Annotated in this window: 16 protein-coding genes and 1 pseudogene; 8 read left to right on the forward strand and 9 right to left on the reverse strand. The window is 71.1% G+C overall.

Annotated elements, in window-relative coordinates:
- Nucleotides 1-11 precede the first annotated feature (11 nt).
- From AC4BEG_RS30620 to AC4BEG_RS30635, 4 genes are all read left to right on the forward strand, one after another.
- A complete protein-coding gene (locus tag AC4BEG_RS30620; protein ID WP_490702903.1) occupies nt 12-866 on the forward strand; it encodes a universal stress protein in 855 nt (284 codons plus the stop codon).
- A 115-nt stretch (nt 867-981) separates the two neighbouring features.
- Complete coding sequence (locus AC4BEG_RS30625) at nt 982-1,854, forward strand: universal stress protein (protein ID WP_490702904.1); 873 nt, start codon at nt 982-984, stop codon at nt 1,852-1,854.
- Between the two features lie 33 nt (nt 1,855-1,887).
- Nucleotides 1,888-2,790, forward strand: coding sequence for a polyphosphate kinase 2 (ppk2, locus tag AC4BEG_RS30630; RefSeq protein WP_490702905.1), 903 nt, complete (start codon nt 1,888-1,890; stop codon nt 2,788-2,790).
- Entirely contained in the window at nt 2,787-5,516 is a 2,730-nt protein-coding gene (locus AC4BEG_RS30635; RefSeq protein ID WP_490702906.1) for a bifunctional acetate--CoA ligase family protein/GNAT family N-acetyltransferase, read from the forward strand. Before ppk2 ends, AC4BEG_RS30635 begins: the two co-directional genes overlap by 4 nt.
- Nucleotides 5,517-5,537: 21 nt before the next feature.
- Here AC4BEG_RS30635 and AC4BEG_RS30640 read toward each other — a convergent pair whose 3' ends face one another.
- The 4 genes from AC4BEG_RS30640 to AC4BEG_RS30655 all read right to left on the reverse strand — a co-directional run bounded on the left by AC4BEG_RS30640 (nt 5,538) and on the right by AC4BEG_RS30655 (nt 8,325).
- Nucleotides 5,538-6,416 carry a universal stress protein gene (locus tag AC4BEG_RS30640; protein ID WP_490707262.1) on the reverse strand — a complete coding sequence of 293 codons (879 nt, stop codon included), beginning with the start codon at nt 6,414-6,416 and terminating at the stop codon, nt 5,538-5,540.
- A gap of 125 nt (nt 6,417-6,541) precedes the next feature.
- Nucleotides 6,542-7,210 carry a CBS domain-containing protein gene (locus AC4BEG_RS30645; protein WP_490702907.1) on the reverse strand — a complete coding sequence of 223 codons (669 nt, stop codon included), beginning with the start codon at nt 7,208-7,210 and terminating at the stop codon, nt 6,542-6,544.
- Nucleotides 7,211-7,233: 23 nt separating this feature from the next.
- Nucleotides 7,234-7,488, reverse strand: coding sequence for a hypothetical protein (locus tag AC4BEG_RS30650; RefSeq protein ID WP_490702908.1), 255 nt, complete (start codon nt 7,486-7,488; stop codon nt 7,234-7,236).
- Nucleotides 7,489-7,554: 66 nt separating this feature from the next.
- Entirely contained in the window at nt 7,555-8,325 is a 771-nt protein-coding gene (locus AC4BEG_RS30655; protein ID WP_490702909.1) for a CBS domain-containing protein, read from the reverse strand.
- A 273-nt stretch (nt 8,326-8,598) separates the two neighbouring features.
- Here AC4BEG_RS30655 and AC4BEG_RS30660 point away from each other — a divergent pair.
- The 4 genes and pseudogenes from AC4BEG_RS30660 to AC4BEG_RS30675 form a co-directional block, all read left to right on the forward strand.
- Nucleotides 8,599-8,784, forward strand: a pseudogene (locus AC4BEG_RS30660) (universal stress protein); the annotation flags it as partial.
- Nucleotides 8,785-8,818: 34 nt separating this feature from the next.
- A complete protein-coding gene (locus tag AC4BEG_RS30665) occupies nt 8,819-9,028 on the forward strand; it encodes a hypothetical protein (protein ID WP_490707349.1) in 210 nt (69 codons plus the stop codon).
- Nucleotides 9,025-11,661 carry a cation-translocating P-type ATPase gene (locus AC4BEG_RS30670; RefSeq protein WP_490702910.1) on the forward strand — a complete coding sequence of 879 codons (2,637 nt, stop codon included), beginning with the start codon at nt 9,025-9,027 and terminating at the stop codon, nt 11,659-11,661. Before AC4BEG_RS30665 ends, AC4BEG_RS30670 begins: the two co-directional genes overlap by 4 nt.
- 182 nt (nt 11,662-11,843) lie before the next feature.
- The gene (locus tag AC4BEG_RS30675) at nt 11,844-12,263 is read left to right on the forward strand and encodes a CBS domain-containing protein (protein ID WP_490702911.1); all 420 of its coding nucleotides are present in this window, start codon (nt 11,844-11,846) and stop codon (nt 12,261-12,263) included.
- Between the two features lie 36 nt (nt 12,264-12,299).
- Here AC4BEG_RS30675 and AC4BEG_RS30680 read toward each other — a convergent pair whose 3' ends face one another.
- From AC4BEG_RS30680 to AC4BEG_RS30700, 5 genes are read right to left on the reverse strand one after another with little or no spacing between them, the layout of a single operon-like run.
- On the reverse strand, nt 12,300-12,956 hold the full coding sequence (locus tag AC4BEG_RS30680; RefSeq protein ID WP_490702912.1) for a potassium channel family protein: 657 nt from the start codon (nt 12,954-12,956) through the stop codon (nt 12,300-12,302).
- Entirely contained in the window at nt 12,953-13,612 is a 660-nt protein-coding gene (locus AC4BEG_RS30685; RefSeq protein WP_490702913.1) for a potassium channel family protein, read from the reverse strand. The genes AC4BEG_RS30680 and AC4BEG_RS30685 overlap by 4 nt, the downstream gene beginning before the upstream one ends.
- Nucleotides 13,609-16,425 (reverse strand): cation-translocating P-type ATPase, encoded by a 2,817-nt coding sequence (locus AC4BEG_RS30690; RefSeq protein WP_490702914.1) that lies wholly within the window; start codon nt 16,423-16,425, stop codon nt 13,609-13,611. The genes AC4BEG_RS30685 and AC4BEG_RS30690 overlap by 4 nt, the downstream gene beginning before the upstream one ends.
- Before the next feature lie 22 nt (nt 16,426-16,447).
- The gene (fdhF, locus tag AC4BEG_RS30695; RefSeq protein ID WP_490702915.1) at nt 16,448-19,135 is read right to left on the reverse strand and encodes a formate dehydrogenase subunit alpha; all 2,688 of its coding nucleotides are present in this window, start codon (nt 19,133-19,135) and stop codon (nt 16,448-16,450) included.
- A complete protein-coding gene (locus tag AC4BEG_RS30700; protein ID WP_490702916.1) occupies nt 19,132-21,174 on the reverse strand; it encodes an NAD(P)H-dependent oxidoreductase subunit E in 2,043 nt (680 codons plus the stop codon). Before AC4BEG_RS30700 ends, fdhF begins: the two co-directional genes overlap by 4 nt.
- Nucleotides 21,175-21,526: the final 352 nt, after the last annotated feature.

Raw genomic sequence — 21,526 nt, forward strand, 5'->3', positions numbered from 1 at the left:
GGGGCACTGCCATGGAACAAGTGGTCACCGTGGGCCTCGACGGCTCGGCCGAGAGCCTGACCGCCGCGCACTGGGCCGCCGACGAGGCGAAGCGGCGCGAACTGGCCCTGCGCCTGACCCACGCCTGGATCCTGCTGTCGCCGCCCACTCCCGACAGCCCGGCTGCGGACGACCAGAACTACTGGGCGAAGCGCATCGTGCACGATGCGCACGCCGAGCTGGCCCGGCTCCACCCCGACCTGACCATCATCGAGGACATGGTCGCGGACGAGCCCGAGAAAGCCCTGCTCGACGCCGCCGCGCGGTCCCGGATGCTGGTGCTCGGATCGCGGGGGCTGGACCCGGTGGCGAGCTTCTTCCTGGGCGACATCGGGTTGCACGTCGTCACCCGGGCGGAGCGGCCCGTGGTACTGGTGCGCGCGGACCGGCAGGCGGAGGAACGCCAGGGGCATGTGGTCGTGGGGCTGAGTCTGCACGGTCCGCAGGACAACCTCCTGGAGTTCGCTTACGTCACAGCCTTCACGCGAGGCGTGCCACTGCACGCCGTCCACGGAAGGAAACCGGACCGGGCCCACGGCGCTCGGGGCGTGGGTGCCGAGGCCGCACATGATCTCGAGCAGCGTGTGCGAGAGGAACTGGATGATGTTCTGCGGCCGTGGCGGGAGAAGTTTCCCCGGGTCAGGGTCATCGACGAGGTCCGCGTGGAGAGCCCGGCCCAGGCCGTCGTACGGGCAGCGGCCGACCGCGATCTGCTGATGGTCGGACGGCGAAAGCACCCGCCTGCCCTCGGCCCCCACCTCGGCCCCGTGGTACAGGCGGCCGTACACCACGCGGCCTGCCCGGTCGCCGTCATCCCTCACGAGTGACCGCGATGGCGCCAGCCCGTGATGCACACACCAGGGCGGTCCCACGACAGGGTCCGCCGGGCGCCGTACTCCCGTGGGCCTCGCGCGGAATCGGCCACCGATGCTGGAGATCCGCATGACCACACAGCCCATCACCGCAGGTCTGGACGGGTCGCCCGAGTGCCCGGACGCTGTCGACTGGGCGGCGCGGGAGGCGCGGTGGCGTCATACGCCGTTGCGTTTGGTGTACGCCTGGACGCTGCCGCCGCAGACGGCTCGGACCGCTCAGGCTCCCGAGGTCCGCAAGGAGTGGGCACAGCAGGTCCTGGACGATGCGGAAGCCGACCTGGCCACCCGTTACCCGGACGTGTCGGTCTCCACCGAGCTGGTGCCGGAGACCGCAGTCCCGGCTTTGGTGGCCCATGGCGCGGACTCGGAGATGCTGGTGCTGGGCTCGCGGGGCCGTGGTGCCGTGGCCGGCTTTCTGCTCGGGTCTACCGGGCTGCAGGTGCTGGGCCGGACCGCGTGCCCGGTCGTGCTGGTGCGACGCAGGAGCGGCCAGACGCCCGGGGCCTCAGGGGGAGATGCGGTGGTGGGTATCCAGGATCCGCCCGAGTCGGCCGCACCGATCGAGTTCGCGTTCGCCACGGCCGCGGCACGAGGCGCGGGAGTGCGCGCCGTACGGGCCTGGAAGCTGCCGGGGGTGTCCGAGTACGGCCCGGCGTCGCTGCGGGCCCTCAGCAAGGCCGGTGGCATCGAGCTCCGTGAGCGGAAACGGCTGGGCGAGGCCGTCCTGTTGTGGCGGGAGAAGTACCCAAAGGTGCCGGTGACCGAGCATGTCGAGATGGGCAACGCCGCGGAGGTGCTGCTGACGTCAGCCGCGGGAGCGGGGCTGGTGGTCGTCGGCCGGCACACGCCCCGGTCCGCCCTGGGCCCGCGCCTCGGCCATGTCGCTCACGCCCTGCTCCACCATGCCGCATGCCCCGTCGCGGTCGTCCCCCACGAATGACGCACGGTCGGCAGCACGTCGAAAGGGAAGTGGATGCCGCACAGCACACCGCAGGACGGCACGCCGCGGAACCAGGGCGAGCCCGGCCGTCTGCCCCGGGCCCGGTACCAGGAAGAACTGCGCCGTCTCCAGATCGAGCTGGTGAAGCTTCAGGAGTGGGTGCGGGCCGAGGGCGAGCGGCTCGTGGTGCTCTTCGATGGGCGGGACGCGGCAGGCAAGGGCGGCACGATCAAGCGGGTCACCGAGCGGCTCAACCCGCGCATCGCGCGGATCGTCGCCCTTCCGGTGCCCACCGAGCGCGAACGCACCCAGTGGTACTTCCAGCGCTATGTCGAGCAGCTCCCCGCCGCGGGCGAGATCGTGCTCTTTGACCGCAGCTGGTACAACCGCGCCGGCGTCGAACGCGTCATGGGCTTTTGTACCGGGGAGGAACACCAGCGCTTCCTGCACCAATGTCCGGTCTTCGAGCGCATGGTGGTCGACGACGGAATATTGCTGCGCAAGTACTGGTTCTCTGTGAGCGACACCGTCCAGGAGCAGCGGTTCCACTCCAGGCTGAGCGATCCCACCCGGCGGTGGAAGATCTCGGCACTGGATCTGGAGTCCATCACACGCTGGGAGGCGTACTCCCGGGCCAAGGACGAGATGTTCGCGCGCACCGACATCCCCGAATCCCCCTGGTACGTCGTCGAGAGCGACGACAAGCGATCGGCCCGCATCAACATGATCGCGCACCTGCTGTCGACCGTTCCGTACGGCGATGTCCACCTGCCGGACCTCCGGCTCCCGGACCGCCCCCCGCCCACCGGCTACGAGCGGCCGCCGCGCCGTCTGCAGACCTATGTGCCCGACCACGCCGCCGCACTGATGGCGCCGGAGAGCCGGCCGGCCGGCTCGGAGGGCCGCTCGCCCGACAGCGGAGGGAGCCACGGATGACGGACACGTCGCACCGACCCGACACTGTCCACGCGCTGCTCGCCGACGGCACCACCGTCGAGATACGTGCCGCGCTGCCACAGGACCGGGACGAGGTCTTGCGCATGCATCAGGAGATGTCGCCGGAGGATCTGCGGCTGCGGTTCTTCGCAGTCAACCCGCGCTACGCACACGCGGCAGCGGACCGTATCTGCGCGCCCGGCCACCACGGCTACCAGGCGCTCGTCGCGGTGGCGCGCGAGCGCGTGGTCGGCGTGGCCGAATACACCGCCCTTCCCCCGGCCGAAGGTGAACAGAACTCCGCGGAGATCGCGCTGGCCGTCGCCGAGGGCCACCACGGACAGGGCATCGGCACCCTGCTGCTGGAACACCTCGTCCACGCCGCCCGGGACGCGGGGATCTCGACCTTCACCGCCGAGGCGCTCGCCGAGAACCACGAGGTCCTGAAGGTCTTCGCCGATCTGGGACTGAGGACCTCACGGCACTTCGACGGCACCGACGTCCGCTGCACCGTGCACCTGGAGGAGCACGAGCGCTATCTCTCAGCAGTGGACCGGCGCGGCCGGATCGCAGATGTGGCCAGCCTGCGTCCGCTGCTGCGGCCGCGCTCGGTGGCCGTCGTCGGGGCGGGCCGCCGCCCCGGATCCGTCGGACGTGCCGTGCTCGGAAATCTCCGCTCCGGCGGATTCCGCGGAACCTTGTACGCGGTCAACCCGCACGCCCCGGTCGTCGGGGGGACACCGGCGTACCCGTCGGTGGCGGCGCTGCCCGGGGCACCGGACCTCGCCGTGCTCGCCGTACCCGCCGCGGCGGTCCCGGAAGTGGCCGAGCAGTGCGGCGTCCGGGGGGTGCGGGCGCTGGTCGTCCTGGCGGCCGGGCTCGACGCCGACCAGGCCGAGGCGCTGTTCACCGCATGCCGACGCCACGGGATGCGCCTGGTCGGCCCCAACTGCCTGGGTATCGCCGATACGGCGGACGAGGCGCGCCTGAACGCCACATTCGCCGCGCACCCCCCGCTGCCGGGGTGCGCCGGTGTCGCCGTGCAGTCCGGAGGCGTCGGTATCGCCCTGCTGGAGCGGTTCGGCCGCCTCGGCATCGGTGTGTCCAGCTTCGTCTCGCTCGGTGACAAGTACGACGTCAGCGGCAACGACTTGCTGCAGTGGTGGGAGGCCGACCCGGGAACCCGCCTCGCCGTGCTCCACCTGGAGTCCTTCGGCAACCCGCGGGCGTTCTCCCGCACCGCGCGACGCGTCGCCCGCACCATGCCCGTCCTCACCGTGGACGCGGGCCGCTCCGAGGCTGGACGGCGCGCCGCCGCCTCGCACACCGCAGCCGCGGCCACCCCCACCATGACCCGCCGGGCGCTCTTCGACCAGGCCGGGATCATCGCCACCCGGAGCATCGCCGAATTGGTCGACACCGCGGCTCTGTTGTACACCCAGCCATTGCCCCAGGGAGCCGATGTGGCGGTGGTCAGCAATGCCGGGGGCGCCGGTGTGCTCGCCGCCGACGCCTGTACGGAGGCGGGGCTGAACGTGCCCGCCCTTGACGCCGCCCTTGCCGAGGAACTCGGGGCGCTCCTCCCGCCTGGCGCGGCCACCACCAACCCCGTGGACACCACGGCCGCGGTGACCGCCGATGGAATGCGCGGCTGCGTGGACCGGCTCGCCGCTCATGGAGCCGTCGACGCGGTGCTGGTGGTGTTGGTCCCCACCGCGCTGGCCACCGGCACCGAAGACGACCCCCTGCTGGCCCTCACCGGGACCCCGGGCCCGCGCCCCCGCCCGGTGGCTGCGGTCCTCCTGGACCAGGAGGCCTTCGTACGCCTGCTCCCGAGCGCCGACGCATGCACCATCCCGTCCTACGCCGAGCCCCAATCGGCCGCCCGCGCCCTCGCTCACGCCACCCGCTACGCCCGCTGGCGTGCCGAACCGCCAGGCAGCATCCCGCCGCTGTCAGGGATCGACCCTGGCGGGGCCACGGCCACCGTGGAGGAATTCCTCACCCACCACCCCGGCGGCGGATGGCTCGATCCCCGTGACTGCGCCGCCCTGCTCGACCACTACCGCATCCCCCAGCTGCCCTGGGCCTGGGCCGAGGACGAGGACACCGCCGCGGCGGCCCTCCGGCACCTTGCTGAAGGGGACGCGAGGGTGGCCCTGAAGGCGTACTGGCCCGGTCTGGTGCACAAGAGCGACCAGGGTGCGCTGCTGCTGGACCTCCAGGGCGCGGACCAGGTCCGCGACGCCTACCGTGACCTGCGGGAACGCTTCGGCGATCGCATGACCGGGGCGCTGGTGCAGCCCATGGCACACCGTGGCACCGAGCTGTTCGCCGGAGTCGTCCAGGACGAGGTGTTCGGCCCGCTGGTGCTCTTCGGCCTCGGCGGCACCGCCACCGACCTCCTCGCCGACCACGCCGCCAGACTCGCCCCGCTCACCGACCGCGATGTGCACACCCTCATCACGTCGCCGCGCTGCGCCCCGCTACTGTTCGGGTATCGGGGCGGCAGGGCGGTGGATCTGGAGGGGCTGGAACAGCTTCTCCTGCGGCTGTCCCGGATGGCCTGCGACCTGCCGCAGCTCGCCGAGGCCGACCTCAACCCGGTGGTGGTCCGCCCCGACGGCGTCGTCGCGCTCGACGTCCGGCTGCGCATCCTGCCCCGCCACGCCCACGACCCCTACCTGCGCCGACTGCGTGCCGCCGGACGGCAGCGCCGAGCCTGAACACGCCCTGGACGCTCGCGGTCATACCTGCTGCGGGACGACTGCGACCGGGCAGGCGGCGTGGTGCAGCACGGCATGGCTGACCCGGCCGAGCTGTAGCCCGAGGTGGCCATGGGGCCTGAGGGCACCGACAACCAGCAGGTCTGCGCGTTCCGACGCGGCCAGGAGAACCTTGTGCGCGGGCCCCTCGACCACATCGCGTCGCAAGGCGGTCTTGTCGGGGTCGCGCTCCACCCGGCCCAATGCGTCACTGATGATCGCCGATGCCTGCTCCTCACGGATGAGGGACCCGGCCTCCCGCATGAGCAGTGGCTGGTTCACGGATTCGTGAGCCGGACGGCGCCAGGCTCGTACGGCGTCCAGTTCGGCGCCCCGCACCTGCGCTTCGCGCAACGCGAACCGTACGGCCGTCGAGTCCTCTGTGAGGTCGCCGACCCCGAGGACCACCGCTCCCCATTCCCCGTTGCGGTTTCGCTCCGCGCCGCGGACGACGATCACCGGGCACACGGCCCGGGCCGCCACCGCCAGACTCACCGACCCCAGCAGTATCGCGGGCAGCTCGCTTCGGCCGCGGTTGCCCGTCACCACGGCGAAAGCCTGGCGGCTCTCCTCCAGCAGCGCATCCACCGCGTCATCGGGAATCACCTCGCAGGACACCTTCACATCCGGCTTCCGCAGCCGGGCGCGTTCCGCGCAGGAGGCGACGATGTGCTCGGCCAGCACCTCCCCCGAGGGGCGTTCGGTGCCGAAGGAGGGGAGGGTTTCCTCGTAGCGCTCCCATCGGGAGGTGTGCACCAGGCGCAAGGGCAACCCGTGGCGCGCCGCCTCGTCCACGGCCCAGTCCACCGCCTGCAGACTGGAGTCCGATCCGTCGACGCCCACGACCAGCGGGAGCTCCATCGTCCCCACCGCCTTTCCTGTGACTGACGGTTCCACGCCGGGTACCCCTTGGCCGCCGTCGCACCGCTCGGGGTCAGCGCCCGCGTCTCCGTCATACCCGGCGAGTCATCCGGGGGGTGGAGTTGCTATCGCGCGCCTTCCGGTGGCGCTGATTCGCCGGTGAGATGGGACTCGACGTCCACGACGCCCTCCACGGCGCGGACGAGACGCGCGGCAGCGGAGATGAGTGAGGTGTCGCTGATCTGTCCGCGGAGGGTGACAACTCCCTCGTTCACGTTTACGTGGATGGCGTGGCTGAAGGCGGGGAAGAGGAAGGCGACCACCGTGCGGCGGATCTCCTCCTCGATCTCCTCGTCCGGCCTGAGGAAGACCTTCAGCAGATCGGCACGGCTGACGAAACCGCGCAGCATGTCCTCGTCGTCGACCACGGGGAGTCGCTTGATGTGCTTCACGGCCATGATCCGCGAGGCCTGCGCCAGGGTGGCGCCGGGATGCACCGTGACGGCAGGGGTGCTCATGAGCTCCTCCGCGGACACTGCTGCCGCTTTGGCGAGGTCGGTCAGGCGCTGCCGCTGCTGGATGAGGTTCAGGGCACTGTCGTGGAACTCCTCCTTGGGCAGCAGGTCGGCCTCGGAGACGACACCGATGACGCGACCATCGCCCTCCAGTACCGGCAGGGCGCTGACCTTCCACTGCTTCATGATCCGCACGATCTCCTTGAAGGTCACGTCCCGCCCGACGGCTGCGACCGGCAGGGACATCACATCGCTCACGATGTGCGGAGTCTCAGGCACGTCAGACCTCCTCCTCTCCCTCGTCAGGGCACCTGGCCCGCGCTGTAGGGCGCATACAGATCGAGCAGCGGTCGGCTGTCAGCCCTGGGCCGGTCTGCGATCAACCCGGCGACATAGGCGTACAGCGCACGGTCCAGCGCGGGGGCCTTCCCGCGCAGCTCACGGACCGCGGACACATCGAACGCGCAGGCGCGCACCGGCCTGCCGGCCTCGTCCCCCAGGTGCCAGTGCTGGGGCGGGGTCAGCCAGGACCACGCCTGTTGCGAAGGACACCTCACGGGAGAGTGACATGAGCCGACCGCGCTGTTCCTCGGGCAGTGGCCTGAAGAAACCACTCCGCGTGATCACGGTGACCTCTCCCGATGGACGCCGCCGCGCCCGGCGTCGTTCTGGACAGGAGGTGGCGTCTGCCGGGCAGGACGTGAGCCGGAGTCGTCATAGCGGTACGTCAGCCTGTCGATGACGAAGACCACCCCGTCCACTTGCTGCGCCAACCGGACCGCGACCTGGATCTCGCTGAACCGCTCCAGCTGTCCTTCGAGGGTGACCACACCGTCGATCACCCGTACGTTGACCGCGCCGGGGGACACCCACAGCGTCCGGTCCAGGACCTCGTCGACGATCTCCCGGCGGATGTCAGGGTCCGGTCGCAGAAAGACCTGAAGCAGGTCGCGGCGGGTCACGATGCCCACCAGGCGGCCCTTCTCATCGACCACGGGCAGCCGCTCGACGCGATGCTGTGCCATGGTGCGGGCGGCCACGGCGACCGTCTCGTTGGCCTGGACGGTGATCGCCGGTTGCGACATCAGGTCCTCGGCGCTCATCGCGTGCGCCTTGGTGTCCGTGTCGCCTGCGGTGTCGGCGCCACCGGTCGGCGGTGTCCGCCAGGCCAGCCGTGCGCTGCGGATAGGTCCCGGCTCGGGCGGAACGTCCGCCTGCCGGAGTATGAGGTCGCTCTCGGAGATCACCCCGAGCACCTTGTCGTTGGCGTCGACCACGGGCAGACCACTGATCCGGTGCACCGCGAGCAGCTTGGCGACCTCCTTGAACGGGGTCTGCGGAATCACCGAGACCACGTCGCTGACCATCAGGTTGCCGATCTTGCTGTGCTTCATCGATAGCTTTCCCTCTCCAGGTGGGGCCTTCTCCGGCCACTTGTCCTGCCCTCAGCTACAGCCTCCGGCGAGAAGGCGCCCGGCCCCAGGGTCTGAGAGGGCACGAAGGTGGGCCGACCGGGCCGTATGACTCCACCATCGCCCCGAACCGGCGCGGTGCGACCTGGCCGAAGGTCCCCCTGAGAGCCGGTCCGCATGTCGCGGTGGACCTCGTGTGGTGCGACGGTATTCACAGGGACGCTCTCAGTGGCCGAAAAGAAGGCGGTGGGAAGGATGGAGCTCCCGCTGGTCGTGGGTGTCGATGGATCGGATCTCAGCTTGCCAGCGGTCGACTGGGCGATGGACGGAGCGGCACGCCACGGGCTTCCCTTGCGTCTGATCCATGCGTCCCTGCGGGAGCGTTACGAGGGAGGCCGCCTGTCCTTCGGCACGGGGCGTCCCGCTGAAGAGGTCATGGCAGGGGCGCTGGCTCGGTACCCCACGGGAGCGGTTGATGGCAAAGAGCGAAAGGCCCGGCTCTGACACTCCGGGTCGGCAGATCGGCCAGTGGCTCGACCTCGCTGAGAAGGCGGTCGAGAACCAGATCTCGCGCGTAGTGGCCAAGCTCGGTACGGAATGGCGAATCCAGGCCGCCGTCATCGCCACTCCGGCGCAAAGCGCCCAGCTGCGTGGACGTGCGGATGCGGCTCCGCTGAGGCAGTGAACCAGTACAGGGGCAGCCGGAGGCCCGATGCGGACGGCGACGAACTCCGGAGCACAACACCCGCAGCGGTGGGCCTGTCGTCGGACGAGGCCGCGCGGCGACTGGAACTCTACGGGCGCAACGAGATCCCGGAGGAGCGACGGACCCCCGTGTGGCGGCGGGTGCTTCAGCAGCTGCGCGATCCGCTGATCCTGGTACTGCTCGTGGCCGCCGCTCTGACGATCGCCACCGGCGATCTCTCCGATGCCGCCGTGATTCTGCTCGTGATCACCGTGAACACCGTGGTCGGCGTCGTGCAGGAGGTACGGGCAGAGGCCGCGGTCATGGCCCTGTCTGCCATAAGTGCCCCCGCCGCGAGGGTGGTACGGGACGGCGAGGAACGTTCCATCCCGGCTGCCGAGGTGGTGCCCGCTGAACTGGTCCTGGTAGCTGAGGGAGACATCGTTCCCGCGGACGGAGACGTGCAGGCCGCGGCGTTGCTGCTGGCGGATGAGTCCTCACTGACGGGCGAGTCCGTTCCGGTGGAGAAGGCCCCTGACAGCGACGCATCGCGCGGCACGGTGTCGGCGGGCACGGTCATTGTCCGCGGTCGAGGACGCGTCGTGGTCACCGCCACCGGAGCCGAGAGCGCGCTCGGCCGGATCGCTTCCCTCATGGGCGCCGCGCCCGGCCTGACGCCGTTGCAACATCGGCTGGCGAGCTTCGGCCGGGTTCTGGCAGCTGTCACCGTGGCGCTGTGTGCCGTCGTTCTCGCGCTCGGGCTGGTGCGCGGACAGCCCGTGGAGCTGATGATCGTGGCGGCGATCAGCCTCGCAGTCGCTGCCGTTCCGGAGTCCCTTCCCGCTGTCGTGACGCTCGCTCTCGCGCTGGGAGCACGGCGAATGGCGGATCGGCAGGCGATCGTCCGCAGGCTGCCCGCGGTGGAGACCCTGGGTTCTGTGACGGTGATCGCCACCGACAAGACCGGCACCCTGACCGAGGGCCGGATGGCCGCCGAGCAGCTGTGGACGCCAAGCGGCGAGGCCACAGTCGTGGGTACGGGCTACGAACCCGAGGGCCGGGTCGTCCGCGACGGCGAGACGGTCACCCCGGGCGATGCGCCCGACCTGGCCGCGTTGCTGCGGGGCGCGATGCTGTGCAACGACGCCGCGCTGGAGCCACCGTCGGACCGCTCCGCGGAATGGCGCGCCCTGGGCGACCCCACGGAGGCCGCCCTGCTCGTGGCCGGGGCCCGCCTCGGGCTGGACCGGGAGGCGCTGGAGCGCAAGATGCCGCGGGTGGAGGAGATTCCGTTCGACAGCGGGCGCAAACGCATGACGACCGTGCACCGTCGGCCGGAGGGCGGAGTGTGGGTCGCGTGCAAAGGAGCGCCGGAGTCGCTTCTCCGGCCGGAGGTTCTGGCCGAGGGCTCGGACGTGCTCGCCCGGGCGGCGGCTTCGGCGGAGGTGCTGGCACGCCGCGGGTATCGAGTGCTCGCCGTCGCGTCGGCCGACCATGAGGAACCGGCGGAACGGCCTCGGACGTGGGAGTCGGGCCTGTCGCTTCTCGGTCTCGTCGGCATCCTGGATCCGCCCCGGCGCGCGTCGGAGACGACGATGGCCGCCTGTAAGCGGGCCGGCATCGTCCCCGTACTCATCACCGGTGACCATCCGCTGACCGCACGGGCCGTGGCCGGGCGGCTGGGCATTGCTTCCCGGGATGAGGAGGTCACCACTGGCGAGCGCATCCGGGAAGGCACAGCGGGCGACCTGACGGGCGTGCGTGTCTACGCGCGGACCACGCCGGAACAGAAATTGGACATCGTTCAGGCGTGGCGCGGGGCGGGGCACGTGGTGGCGATGACGGGCGACGGTGTCAACGACGGCCCGGCTCTGCGCCGGGCCGACATCGGCGTCGCCATGGGGCGGCGCGGCACCGAGGTGGCACGCCAGGCGGCTGATCTCGTGCTCGCCGACGACAACCCGGCCACCATCGTGTCGGCCGTTGAGGAGGGGCGCCGTGTCTATGCGAACGTGCGCCGGTTCCTGCTCTACGCACTCGCCGGGGGCACCGCGGAGATCCTGGTCATGCTCGTTGGTCCGTTCCTGGGGATGCCACTGCCGCTGCTCCCCGCGCAGATCCTGTGGATCAACCTGCTCACCCACGGCCTGCCCGGTGTCGCTCTCGGCGCCGAGCCCGTCGCCCCGGAGACGATGCGCCACTCGCCCCGGCCTCCGGAGGAGAGCGTGCTGGGTGCCGGACTGTGGCCGCGGATCCTGCTCATGGGGGCCTTCGTCGCCACGGTGACCCTCGCGGCCGGCGTCTGGGCGCGCGAGACCGGCCGCCCCTGGCAGTCCATGATGTTCCTGATCCTCGGTGCCACGCAGCTCGGCGTGGCGCTGGGTTCCCGGGCTCGCCCGGGAAGCCTTGCCAACCCGTTCCTGCTGGTCGCCGTAGGCGCGGCACTGAGCCTCCAGGCAGCCGGTGTCTATCTGCCCGCCTTGCGGGACCTGCTGGGTACGGAGCCACTTCCGCTCATCGACCTGGCGATCGCCTGCGTTCTGTCCGGCCTCGGCCATGTCGTCATGCGTCTCCAAGCACGGCTGAGACCGGAACGCCCACCAACGGGCGCACCGAAAGCCCGGGGACGTTGAGAACGTCGTCGCTCCGGGACACGGGCGAGCGCCACAGTGTGACCTGGCCGCCGGTCTTCGGATCTTCCCGGCATGCGCACGGGATGCGAAGAATCCACACTGGGCTGAGGGAGTACCGGTCGGGGCGGGCCCGGCTCCATAAGCTCTCCCCGCGCGGATCACTAGGCTCGAAGGAGACGGTCATGACCACTGCACGGGAGATCATGCACAGCGGTGCCACCTGCGTCCAGGAGAACGAGACGCTGGCGGACGCGGCGCGACGGATGAGTGAGCTGGACATCGGAGCTCTCCCGATCTGCGGGCCGGACGACCGGCTCCACGGGATCATTACCGACCGTGACATCGTGGTGAAGTGTCTCGCCAAGGGCAAGGACCCGAAGACGATGACCGCGGGCATGCTCGAGCAGGGCAAGCCGATCACGATCGATGCGGCGGCCGACACGGACCAAGTCCTGCGGGCCATGGAGGAGCACAAGATCCGGCGGCTTCCGGTCATCGAGAACCGTCGCCTGGTCGGCATGATCAGTGAGGCGGATCTCGCGCGTCGTCTGCCGGAGGAGCAGGTGGGTCACTTCGTCGAGGTCGTCTGCGCCGCGAAGTGACCACATGACCGTGGGCCCCGGGCGGGCCCACGGCCGTCACTGGAAGGCGGCGTGGATCTCTTGTTCGGTGGCGGCGTGGGAGACGACGAGGAGTTCGTCGCCGGGCTGGAGCCGCATCTCGGGGGCCGGGACGGTGGGTTGGCCTTCGCGGATGACGGTGGCTATGACCGTGCCTGCGGGGAGGCTGATCTCGGCGAGCGTGTGGCCTGCGGCGCGGGACTGGGGTGTGATGGCGGTTTCGATGACATCGACACCCGCTTTGCTCAGGCGCAGGAGGGCCACGGTGTCCGTGGCGCCGGTGGCTTCCTCGATGAGGGAGATGAGGGGCGTGGCGGTGGGGACTGCGGTGTCGACGCCCCAGTCCTGGTCGAAGAGCCATGTGTTCTCCGCGTCGTTGACGCGCGCCGCGACGCGGGGGACGGCGAACTGCCGCTTGGCGAGGAGGCTGATGACGAGGTTGTCCTCGTCGTTGCCGGTGGCGGCGATGATGAGGTCGGCGGTGAGTGCGCCCGCGTGTTCGAGGAGGGTGGGCTCGCAGGCGTCACCAGCGACGAGGCGTACGGGAAGGTGGCCTTCGAGCTCGGCGATGCGGTCCTCGTCGACGTCGACGAGGGTGACGTCGTTGCGGGCGGCGGCGAGGACCTGGGCGATCTGGGTGCCCAGGCGCCCGGCGCCGGCGATGAGGGCCTTCATGTCCCCAGCTCCTTGTCCAGAAACACGCGCAGGCGGCCGAGGGCGGTGGCGGCGACGGCGAAGGTGACCACGTCGCCGGGTTCGGCGGGGGTGCTGTGGGCGGGCACGAGAGAGCGCCCGCCGCGGGTGACTTCCACGACGCGGATTTCGCCGTCGACGTCGAACTCGGTCAGCCGCCGCCTGGTGAGGTAGGCGGGGAGTTCGGATCGGATCAGGAGGGTTTCGCCGTTGCCGAAGGTGAGTTCGGGGGTGAGGTGGCGGTGCAGCAGCATCTGGTGGATCTGGTGCACCGTCCAGCGGACGCTGGCGATGGTGGGGATGCCGAGTTCACGGTAGATGTCGGCGCGGCGGGGGTCGTAGATGCGGGCAAGGACGATCGGGACCCGGTAGGTCTCTTTCGCCGTCCGGGCGCTGACGATGTTGCTGTTGTCCCCGGAGGTGACAGCGACGAACGCGTCGGCGTGCTCGATTCCGGCGGCCTCGAGCACGGCGCGGCTGTACCCGTTGCCTTCGTGGAACTGGCCGGGGAAACCGGTCGGCAGCAGTCTGCGGCTTCTGGGCAGGCGGTCGATGAGCCGTACGTCGTGGCCTTCGGCGACGAGCTGGACGGCGAGCGTGGATCCCACCCGCCCACAGCCCGTGATGATCACTCTCATTCCGCTGCTCCCTTGGAACTCGTCGGCCGGTGGCGGCGCAGCCACCATTTGCGGGTCTCCTCGGCGGCCAGCAGCAGTGCTCCGAACCCGGCGAGGACCGCCCAGTCGGCGGCGTCCAGCGGCGCGGTGTTGAAGACGGCTTGCAGTGGGGGCAGGTAGCTGATGGCCGCCATCAGGGTGATGCCGAAGCATCCGGCGGCCAGCAGCCACGGGTTGGACAGCAGCCCGATCCGGAACACGCTCTGCTGGTCGGTGCGCACCGCGAGTGCGTTGAAGAACTGGCTGACCACGATTCCTGCCTGGACCAGGGTGATCGCCTCCCGGTAGACGGCGTCGTCCTCGGTGAAGTCGGCGTACGGAATTCCGGAGGCGTGGATATGCCAGAAGAACACGGCGGTCACGCCGAGGGCCTGGATGCCTCCCAGGAAGAGGATGCGCCCCATCACGGCGGTGGAGAACAGCCGTTCGCGCCGGGAGCGCGGCGGGCGGTCCATGACATCGGGTTCTGGCGGCTCGGCGCCGAGCGCCAGGGCGGGCAGGACGTCGGAGCCGAGGTCGATCGCGAGGATCTGCACGGCGGTGATCGGCACCAGGGGAAACCCGGCGAAGGTCGCGGCCAGGATCGGCACGAGTTCGGCGATGTTGTGGCTGAAGAGGTAGATCAGGAACTTGCGGATGTTCTGGTAGACCGATCGGCCGAGTCTCACCGCGGTGGTGATGGAAGCGAAGGAGTCGTCCAGCAGCACCATGACCGCGGCTTCCCGGGCGACGTCGGTGCCGGAGGCGCCCATCGCGACGCCGATGTCAGCGTGCTTGAGGGCAGGGGCGTCGTTCGCCCCGTCGCCGGTGACCGCGACGACCTCTCCGCGCCGCTGCAGAGCGGTGACCACCCGCATCTTGTGTTCGGGGCTGACCCGGCACAGCAGCAGCTCGCCGGAGTCGGTGAGCAGACCGTCAAGGTCGTCGTCGTCGAGCGTGGCCAGCCGGGCGCCGGTCACGACATCGGGCGCGGGCTGACGCACGATCCCGACGCGACGGGCGACTGCCTCCGCGGTCAGCGGGTGGTCCCCGGTGACCATGACGATGCGGATCCCCGCCCGTCGGCAGGCGTCGACGGCGTCGCTGACTTCCGGCCGCGGCGGGTCGAGCATGCCGACCAGGCCCAGAAGGGTCAGCTCCGATTCGGCCTCGTGCCGGTCGGGGTGGGCTTCGGCCAGGGGCCGCGATGCCACCGCCAGCACGCGCAGCCCTGGGGAAGCCAGTTGGTCGTTGGCGACGGTCACCGCCGCGCGCAGTGCGTCGGTCAGCGGCTGCCGCTCACCTCTCCAGTTGATGGCGGTGCAGCGGGCGAGGAGTTCTTGCGGTGCGCCTTTGACAAAGGCGCTGTACCCATCGGATGTCTTGTGCACGGTGCTCATCAGCTTGCGTGCTGAGTCGAACGGGTACTCCGCCACACGTGGCGCGGCGGCTTCCTCGGCGGCCAGGTCAAGACCGGCCTTCGCCGCGGCGACGAGCAGTGCCCCCTCAGTGGTGTCGCCGAGCACCCGCCAACCCTCGCGGTCCGACGGCAGGACCAGCCGGGCGTTGGAGCACAGCCCCGCCGCCCGGAGCAGCTCGCGCACCGGCCCGGGATCGGCCACGTCGCCGACCGGCGCGTACCCCACCCCGGACACGGCATGGGGAACGCCGTCGGCCCACACCTGGACGACGGTCATCTCGGCCTGGGTGAGTGTCCCGGTCTTGTCCGTGCACACGACGGTGGTGGAGCCGAGCGCCTCCACCGCCAGTAGCTGCTTGACCAGCGCGTGCCGACGGGCCATGCGCCGAACGCCGATCGCCAGCGACACTGACAGCGTCGCGGGCAGCCCTTCGGGCACGAGTGCGACCATCACCCCGAGGGCGAACACGAAGGTCTCCACGAATGGCTGCCCGGTGGGCTCCCGCACCGCGAACAGGGCCGCTCCGATGGCCAACGCCGCTGCCGCCACCCGGCGGGCCATCAAGGCGACCTGGCGCTGTAGCGGGGTCTTCTGCCGCGGCGCCGCTGCGGTGAGCCGGAAGATGCGTCCGAACTCCGTTGCCGCACCGGTGGCGAACACCACGGCCTTCGCGGAGCCCGCCACGATATCGGTGCCCATGAAGACGCAGTTGCGGGCCTGAAGCACCGGGCCGCTCGCCACCGGTTCACCGGTCCGCGCGACGGCGTCGCTCTCTCCGGTCAGGGCCGCGTTGTTCACCGAGACCTCGTGCGCCTCGACGAGTCGGCAGTCCGCCGACACCGCGTCACCGGCTTCCAGGACGACGACGTCTCCGGGGACCAGGTCCCGCGCGGGCAGCTCCTGCCGCTCCCCGTCGCGCAGCACCCGGCAGGTGTGCGGCACCATCGCCTGCAGCGACTCCGCCGTCCGCTCGGCCGAGTACTCCTGCGCGAAGCCGATCGCCGCGTTCAGCAACACCACGGCCAGAATCGCCACGGCCAGCTGCAAGGTGCCCACGTCACGGGGCTCCTGAAGCCCATAGGCCAGGAACGTGATCGCCGATGCGACGAGCAGCACGACGGCGAACAGGTCGGTGAACTGGCCGGCGAGGTCTCGCCACAGCCCTCTCCGCCCGGCGCGTGGCAATTCGTTGGACCCGAACCGGTCCCGCCGCGCCGCCACGTCCGCCGCCGCCAGGCCCCGCGGCGAGGTCTCCAGCGTGGCGAAGACGTCCTCGGTTGCCAGGGTCTGCACCGCGGGGCCGCGCTCCCCGCTGGGGGCCGCCGGCTCGCGGTCCCCGTCACCGGGCTTCAGTACGGGAGTTCCGGTACCCATCGGCCACCTTGGCGGGACGCGGTCACGGCGCGGCCACGCGTACCGCGGTGACCTTGTACTCGGGGCAGGACGTGACGGTGTCCGCGTGGTCGGAGGTGAGGCGGTTCACGCCGCTTGCGGGGAAGTGGAAGGAGCAGAAGACCTGTCCGGGGGCTGTCTGTTCGCTGACCCGGGCGATGAGCCGGGCCCGCCCGTGCCGGCTCTCCACCGCGACCTGCGCGCCGTCCCGCACCTCGTACCGCATGGCGTCGTCGGGGTGCAGGTCGAGGAAGTCGACCGGATCGAGTGCGAGGTTGGCGCCGCGTCGGGTCATGCTGCCGGAGTTGTAGTGGGCCCAGCGCCGACCGGTGACCAGGACCAGCGGATAGTCGTCGTCGGGCTGTTCACCGGGCGGGAGATAGGGGGCCGCGGCCAGGTGGGCCCGCCCGTCCGGCGTCGCGAACCTCTCCGCGTACAGGGTGGCTTCCCCCGGACGGCCGGGTTCCGGGCAGGGCCACGGGATGGCGCCCTCCCGGTCCAGTCGGTCGTGGGAGAGACCGGCGAAGACGGGCGCGACCCGTCCGCACTCAGCCAGGGCGTCGGCCGGGGTCGGGCAACCGAGGTCGACACCCATCGCGGAGGCGGCGGCGTGGATCACATCGAAGTCGGTCCGGGCGTCCCCCGGCGGGCGCACGGCGGGGCGGACCCGCTGGAACCGGCGGTCGAAGTTGACGAAGGTGCCGTCCTTCTCCAGCCAGGACGCGACCGGCAGCACCACGTCCGCGTGACGGGCCGTCTCGGACAGGAACAGTTCGTTGCACACCACGAGCGGGCACGCGTCCAGAGCCTGGGCTACCCGGTTGGCGTCGGGGTCGGTGGCGCAGACGTCCTCGCCGATGACCCACAGCGCACGCAGATCCCCACCCCGTGCGGCGGCGAACATGTCCGGGATCCGCAGGCCGGGCCGGGGCGGAACCGGTACGCCCCACACCGCCTCGGCCCGGGACCGTGCGGCCGGGTCACTCACCTTTCCGTAGCCGGGAAGGAGGTCGGGCAATGCGCCCATGTCGGAGGCGCCCTGGACGTTGTTCTGGCCGCGCAGCGGGTTGACCCCGTGCCCGCTGTCGGTGCCCACGGCGCCGCGCAGGATCGCCAGGTTGGCCAGCGACCGCACCCCGTCCGTGCCGTGGAGGTGCTCGGTGACGCCCAGGCCGTAGACGATCGCGGGCCGCCGGGCGCGGCCGTACAGCCGGGCGGCGGCGACCAGGTCCGCAGCGGGTACGCCGGTGATGCCGGAGACCCGGTGGGGCGGGTAGTCGTTCAGCAGCTCGGTGAGTTCTGGTAGGCCGTTGGCCCGCTCGCGTAGAAACTCCTCGTCGGTCAGTCCTTCGACGAGCAGGACATGGGCGAGGCCGTGGAAGAGCGCGACGTTGGTGCCGGGGCGGGGGCGCAGGTGAACGTCGGCATGGAGAGCGAGGCCGACGGCGCGGGGGTCGGCGACGACCAGCTTGGCCCCGTGCAGCACGCGGCGAAACAGTCGTGCTCCGACCACGGGGTGGGCTTCGACGGGGTTGGCTCCGACCACCAGCAGGCAGTCGGCCCGTTCGACGTCGTCGAAGCTGTCGGTGCCGCCGGAGAGCCCGAAGGAGGCGGTCAGGCCGGCGGCGGAGGGGGAGTGGCAGAGCCGGGAGCAGTTGTCGACGTTGTTGGTGCCGAAGACGACCCGCATGAACTTCTGGATGAGGTAGTTCTCCTCGTTGGTGGCCCGGGCCGAGGAGATCGCCGCCACGGCGTCCGGGCCGCCGGCGTCAACGGCCGCGCGCAGTCCCCGGACGACATGGCTGAGTGCCTCGTCCCAGCCGACCGGCTCCAGGCGGCCGCCGCGTCGCATCAGGGGCCGGGTGAGCCGTTCGGGGGAGGTGAGGTATCCGTGGGCGAAGCGCCCTTTGACGCATGCGTGCCCCTGGTTGACCGGGCCGTCCCGGGCGGGCAGAACCGCTGTGACCTCGCCGTCGCTGGTGACGACGTCCAGCGCGCACCCGACGCCGCAGTAGCCGCACGTGGTGCGCGTGCGGGCAGCCACCGGGCGGATCCCGGACGTGAGCCCACGCGCCGGACCGGGCTCGCTGATCGCCCCGGTGGGGCAGGTGTCGACGCAGCCGCCGCAGGCCACGCAGTCCGAGTCGGCCCAGGACCCTCCTGTACCCGGGGCCACGACGGTGTCAGCACCCCGGCCGAGCAGGGTGAGGGCGAAAGTGCCCTGCACCTCGGCACACATGCGGACGCACCGGCCGCAGGCGATGCACAGGTCGCGGTCGAGATGAACGTACGGGTGGGACTCGTCCCCGCCCCGGCCTCCGGCCCCCTGCGCCGCCTCGCGGCTGATCCCCAGCGACCGGCAGACATGCGCCAGCTCGCTGGGGTTGTCGTCGGCGAGGGCACGGGACGGCAGGGCGGAGGCGATGAGCTCCACCGCGTCCCGGCGCAACTGCCGAAGATCGTCGGTCGTGGTTTCGATCCGGGCCCCGGATGCGGCCGGGGTCACGCAGGCCGCCGCGATCCGCCCGTCGGCCCGCACGAGACACGTACGGCAGGAGCCGGCGGGGCTGAGCCGGTCGTCGGAGCAGAGTGCGGGCAGCTCGATTCCGGCCGCCCGCACCGCCGCGAGCAGCGAAGCTCCCTCGGGCACGTCGACGCCCTTGCCGTCGACCTCGATCTCGATTCCGGTCATGGGGCCCATCCCGCGAGCCGGTCTCCGTAGGCGCGGGCGAGACTGTGCACAGCAGGGGGGATCCGCCGTCCGAAGGCGCACAGGCTCGCCTCGGCCAGAACGTGCGCCAGCCGTTGCCACTGATCTCCCGGCGGGTCGCCCGCGGCGGCCAGCTCCAAGCCCCGGCGCGAGCCCACGCGACAGGGCGAGCACGCTCCGCAGCTCTCGGCCGCGGCGAACTGCCAGATGTGCCGCATGACATCCTCCGCAGCAACGCGCTGGTCGAAGGCGACGAGACCCGCGTGGCCGAGGGCGGCGCCCCGGGCATCGAGGTCGGCGGCGGTCAGCGGTACGTCCAGTGCGTCGGGGGCGAGGAAGCCGCCCAGCGGCCCGCCGACTTGGACCACGGCCAACTCGGCGCCTTCTTTCAGACCGCCGCCCAGCTCGGTGACGATCCGCCTTACCGGGGTGCCGAGCTCGACCTCGTACGCCCCCGGCCGGGCGAACCGCTCGGACAGGCAGACCAGCTTCGTCCCGGTTTCGTTGCGGGCCCCGCGCCGGGCGTACGCTTCACCGCCCCGGGAGACGATCCACGGGACGGCGGCCAGGGTCTCGACGTTGTTCACCACCGTCGGCGCGTCCCACAGCCCGCGCTGGGTCGGGTAGGGCGGGCGCGGCCGGGCGCAGCCCCGGTCCCCCTCCAAACTCGCGATCAGGGCCGTCTCCTCACCCGCGACATACGACCCGGCACCCTCCACCACCTGGACGTCCAGTGCCGTGTCTGTGCCGTGCACCGCCGGGCCGAAGTGCCCGTCCGCGTATGCCTGCCCGACCGCTTCCCGCATCAGCGCCAGCGCACGCGGGTACTCCGAGCGCACCAACACCACACCGCGCCGTGCTCCGCATGCGAAGCAGGCCAGCGCCAAGCCCTCCAGCACCCTCTCGGGATCCGCCTCCATCAGCAGCCGGTCGGCATAGGAGCCGGGATCTCCCTCGTCTCCGTTGGCCACCACAACGGTGCCGGGTGCCCGCTCGGCCGCCTCCCACTTCGCCGCGACCCGGAAGCCCGCGCCGCCACGCCCCCGCAGCCCGGATGCGGCCACTTCCAGCTGGACCTCGTCAGGAGTGCCTGCCGTCACCATCCGCGGCCATACCTGCCACGCGGGCTCACCGGCGACCACGCCTCCCAGCAGCACGGGGTCTCCGGTGTCGTCGGCCGCCGGGATCGGCGGTGCCCGCGGGGGCTCGTGCCCTGCCAGCTGACCGGCCAGCGTCGGGCCGGTGCAGGGCGTGTCATCGTCGAGCGCCGCGGGTGCCGCGTAGCAGTACCCCAGACAGCGCACGGCCTGCACCGACACCGCGCCGCTTGGTGAGACCGTGCCCGCGGTGACGCCCAGCTCCCCCTCCACGTCAGTGAGATGCCGCCCGGCTTGCGAGGCGAAGCACGCCGTCGCCACACAGACCCGAACGTGACGGCGGCCGTGCGGGGCGGCGAGGTCCGCGTAGTAGCCAGCCGGTCCGAGAGCGGTGGCGGCGGGCAGGCCGAAACCGGCGGCGACCGCCGGAGCCCAGACCTCGGGATCGTCCGCTCTGCCCGCCCTGGCTTTGGTCAGCGACTCGATCAGCCGGTCTCCCGGCCGCCCACGCCGGGAGGCGAGGGCCCGGAAAGCATCGAAACGGTCCGCAGGACCCACGGGAACCATGACCTCATCGTGGAGGCAGTCACCCGAAGCCGCATCCCCGACACCGCCGTGTGCGTGCGACTGTGGCAGGGGGACCGCTCGCGCCTGGACGGCGCCTCCACTGGGCTGTCGGCGCCCCGGACACGGCCGCCTTCGCCTGCGGGCGCTCGGGCGGGAAGAGACCATCGGGGCAGCCCCTGCGTCCCAGTTCAGCAGGTTGATCCGGGCGCCCCGCTGTTCCGGGGCGGCGATGAGACTGCACCCGGTCTCTTCGAGCTGTCGGCCTTCTGCTTCGTATGCGGTGGGGATGACGTAGCGGTCGTGGTACTTGGCGATGGCGAGCAGTCGGTAGAGCGAGGTGACTTCCTGTCCGGTCATTCCGGCCGCTGCGGCGATCCCTTCACCTCCTGATGCCGTCTCTCTGCATGAGCACTTACACGATCTTGCAGTCACGCTCCTGACGCGAGTTGCCGATACGGCGCCCCTGCAGGTTCGAGATCACTGAGGCGAGTGCTGGCGGACGGAACGTCGGTTCGTCAGATGACCAGAGGCGTTGTGCGCACGGTGGAGGGCTTGGCCTATTGTGCTGCCCGGAGTCGAGGGCATCGATCTGCCACTGGCCGCCCTCGGCGAACACCTGCGTGCCGCTCCTCGTGCGGACCACGGAACGGCAATCCGCCACCTCGTGCTGCGCCACCCCGCCCCCGTGGTCGCCCGCATGCTCGGCTAC

This window comes from Streptomyces sp. JLBJ103, from assembly GCF_058215575.1.

What these genes read in the sequence shown, in the direction of transcription:
- AC4BEG_RS30635 (WP_490702906.1), top strand. Translation starts at nt 2,787, where the DNA reads ATGACGGACACGTCGCACCGACCCGACACTGTCCACGCGCTGCTCGCC.
- AC4BEG_RS30620 (WP_490702903.1), top strand. Translation starts at nt 12, where the DNA reads ATGGAACAAGTGGTCACCGTGGGCCTCGACGGCTCGGCCGAGAGCCTG.
- AC4BEG_RS30685 (WP_490702913.1), bottom strand. Translation starts at nt 13,612, where the DNA reads ATGAGAGTGATCATCACGGGCTGTGGGCGGGTGGGATCCACGCTCGCC.
- AC4BEG_RS30700 (WP_490702916.1), bottom strand. Translation starts at nt 21,174, where the DNA reads ATGACCGGACAGGAAGTCACCTCGCTCTACCGACTGCTCGCCATCGCC.
- fdhF (WP_490702915.1), bottom strand. Translation starts at nt 19,135, where the DNA reads ATGACCGGAATCGAGATCGAGGTCGACGGCAAGGGCGTCGACGTGCCC.
- AC4BEG_RS30665 (WP_490707349.1), top strand. Translation starts at nt 8,819, where the DNA reads ATGGCAAAGAGCGAAAGGCCCGGCTCTGACACTCCGGGTCGGCAGATC.
- AC4BEG_RS30690 (WP_490702914.1), bottom strand. Translation starts at nt 16,425, where the DNA reads ATGGGTACCGGAACTCCCGTACTGAAGCCCGGTGACGGGGACCGCGAG.
- AC4BEG_RS30680 (WP_490702912.1), bottom strand. Translation starts at nt 12,956, where the DNA reads ATGAAGGCCCTCATCGCCGGCGCCGGGCGCCTGGGCACCCAGATCGCC.
- AC4BEG_RS30675 (WP_490702911.1), top strand. Translation starts at nt 11,844, where the DNA reads ATGACCACTGCACGGGAGATCATGCACAGCGGTGCCACCTGCGTCCAG.
- AC4BEG_RS30655 (WP_490702909.1), bottom strand. Translation starts at nt 8,325, where the DNA reads ATGAAGCACAGCAAGATCGGCAACCTGATGGTCAGCGACGTGGTCTCG.
- AC4BEG_RS30640 (WP_490707262.1), bottom strand. Translation starts at nt 6,416, where the DNA reads ATGGAGCTCCCGCTGGTCGTGGGCGTCGACGGATCGGACTCCAGTCTG.
- AC4BEG_RS30625 (WP_490702904.1), top strand. Translation starts at nt 982, where the DNA reads ATGACCACACAGCCCATCACCGCAGGTCTGGACGGGTCGCCCGAGTGC.
- ppk2 (WP_490702905.1), top strand. Translation starts at nt 1,888, where the DNA reads ATGCCGCACAGCACACCGCAGGACGGCACGCCGCGGAACCAGGGCGAG.